This is a genomic window from Bacillus sp. P4_D3, from assembly GCF_056401855.1.
The window spans coordinates 1-2518 of record NZ_JBFUIN010000454.1 but is presented as its reverse complement, the minus strand read 5'-3'; the positions used below and the strand labels follow the sequence as shown (position 1 = coordinate 2518).

Sequence of the window (2518 nt, the reverse complement as noted above, 5' to 3'; positions counted from 1 at the left end):
GTTGAAGCGATATCAAAAGCAACAGATTGATCAGCTTGAATAAATTGTAATGCTAATTGTGCATCATCTTCATCTTTTTGTACTTTGTACGGAAGACGTACGGAGATAAATGTTGCGTTACCACCTTCATTACGAACTTCTTCAACTGCAAGCTGCGCTAAACGTCCTGCAAGTGTAGAGTCTTGTCCGCCGCTAATTCCAAGTACAAATCCTTTAGCACCTGTTTTTCTTACATAATCCTTTAAGAAATCAATTCGTTTACGAATTTCTACTTTCGGATCAATTACAGGTTGAACATGTAATGCTTTCATAATTTGTTCTTGTAATGTCATTATGTTTTCCTCCTATTCATATTAAAGCGGTAAATAAGTTTATATGTATATTGGAACATACTTCTATCCTTTATTATTTCGCAAAACTAACGAATATACAATAGAATGCGTGTATGAATGAAGTTATTATAAATAAATTGTTTTGTATAAGCAATTTTTTTAAACCTTTCAATAATGTAAGGTTTTTGTCATTTGAATCGATGGAAGGTATTTCCGTACTTTACTAATATAAAAGCATAGTTAGTAGAAGGGCGGAGAAGTAGTATGAACATTAGAGAACTCGCATTTCGAAATGTAACGCGAAATAGACGAACATACTCAGCTTATTTTTTGAGTAGTGCATTTGCCATTATGGCCTTTTTTGTGTATTCATTTTTTGCGTTCCATCCGGCATTAAGTGCTGGACAATTAGGACAGTACGTATTCGTAAGTATGTCTTTTGCACAGTCTATTATTTACTTGTTTACATTTTTCTTCATTTTATATTCTATGGGAATGTTTTTAAAAACGAGAAAACGTGAGCTAGGGATATTAATGATGCTTGGAATGACGAAATATCAATTAAAGCGTCTTATCTTCTTTGAAAATATCATGATTGGAATAGGGGCAATTATTTTCGGGATTCTTTCAGGTATGCTGTTTTCAGGAGTACTAATTTTTGTAGCCCCAATGATATTAAAACTAGATATTTCCTTATCCTATTACATACCGATGAAAGCGATAGTTGTAACGAGTATTATGTTTTTCATATTATTTATTATCATTTCCTTATTTAGTGCCGGAATGGTTCGTAAAAATAAAATTATGAAATTGTTTAGAGGATCAGCAGAGGCGAAGCCAGAACCGAAAGCATCAATTATTTCTTCTATATTAGCAGTAGTATTGCTTAGTGCTGGTTATGCAGGCGCTCTTATGTCACATGGTGCAATGGTATTTATTATGATGATTCCTGTTACAACGGTAGTCACTATCGGTACGTATTTGCTGTACAAGCAGTTGAGCGTCTTTATTATTCGATTATGTAAAAAAAGTAAACGTTTCTATTGGACACAGACAAATATTATTACTTTGTCAGATTTAGCATACCGTATGAGAGATAATGCAAGGATGTTCTTTATTGTAACAATTATTTCAACAGTAGCATTTTCAGCAATAGGTACATTGGTTGGGTTTGCTTCGATGACGAAAGAAATTATGGACAGACCAATTGCGTTTCACTATCATTCTAAGCAAGGTAATAGCAATGAGTCACAGCATCTGAAGATTATTGACGAAGGATTAAAGAAACATAATATAGCAGCTTCAAAAATAAATATTTCATCGAAGACAACGGAGGAGCAGTCGTTAAGAAACGCCAGTTTTATAAAAGAATCAGATTATAAGGAGTATGCGAAGTTAACGGGGGAACCGTTCAATACTTTATCAGACAAAGAAGCCTTATTTCTATCAGTAGAAATACCAGGGCCACCGATAAAGGAAAGAAAAGAAATTTCTTTCCAAAATGCCAATGAGCCCTTAAATGTGAAAAAAGTTAATGATTCTTCACTAAGTAAAATACTTATGGGTAATGTATATGTAATCTCTAAAAATCAATATGATTCATTACAAGATGGATTTAAAGAAGAAAAAGATTATATGTATAAAACAAAAGGAACGAAAGATGAAATTGAGGTTGGTAAAGAGCTTACGAATCAGATTAAGCCTTATCAAGAACATGCAACGTTTAGTGCAGAAGAGTACGATCAAAATCAAAGTTTACAAATCGCAGGACCCATTTTATTTGTAGGTTTCTTTATTGGTATTGTATTTTTCGTTTGTGCAGGAAGCTTCCTTTACTTCCGCTTATTTTCTGATTTGGAGGACGATACTCGTTTATTTGAAATGATTCGAAAAGTTGGATTGACGAGAGGCGAATTATCGAAAGTAGTCACAATCCGCTTAGCGCTTTTATTCTTCGTTCCAGTTGGAGTTGCAACATTACACGGGGCAGTAGCATTAACTGCGTTAGGACAGATGTTTGAGTACTCACTGTTTAAAGAAAATACAATTGTATTAAGTATTTTTGTAAGTATTCAAGTTGTATACTTCTTAATTATACGATCTCGTTATTTAAAACAATTGAAAGAAAGATTGAATATTCGTTAAATGTGTTTTTTTAACTTTTGTACTATATTTTCTAACAAGAG

The 2518-nt window shown here is 33.0% G+C and carries 2 protein-coding genes; one reads left to right on the top strand and one right to left on the bottom strand.

The features are described from left to right. Positions 1-332 (bottom strand): NAD(+) synthase (nadE, locus tag AC1DTM_RS22615; RefSeq protein ID WP_477000932.1); only part of this gene is annotated, 332 nt, incomplete at its 3' end. A 264-nt stretch (positions 333-596) separates the two neighbouring features. On the opposite strand from nadE, the gene AC1DTM_RS22610 reads away from it, so the two are divergent. Then, positions 597-2477, top strand: a complete 1881-nt coding sequence (locus tag AC1DTM_RS22610; RefSeq protein ID WP_016104594.1) for an FtsX-like permease family protein — start codon at positions 597-599, stop codon at positions 2475-2477. Positions 2478-2518 lie beyond the last annotated feature (41 nt).

What these genes read in the sequence shown, in the direction of transcription:
- AC1DTM_RS22610 (WP_016104594.1), top strand. Translation starts at nt 597, where the DNA reads ATGAACATTAGAGAACTCGCATTTCGAAATGTAACGCGAAATAGACGA.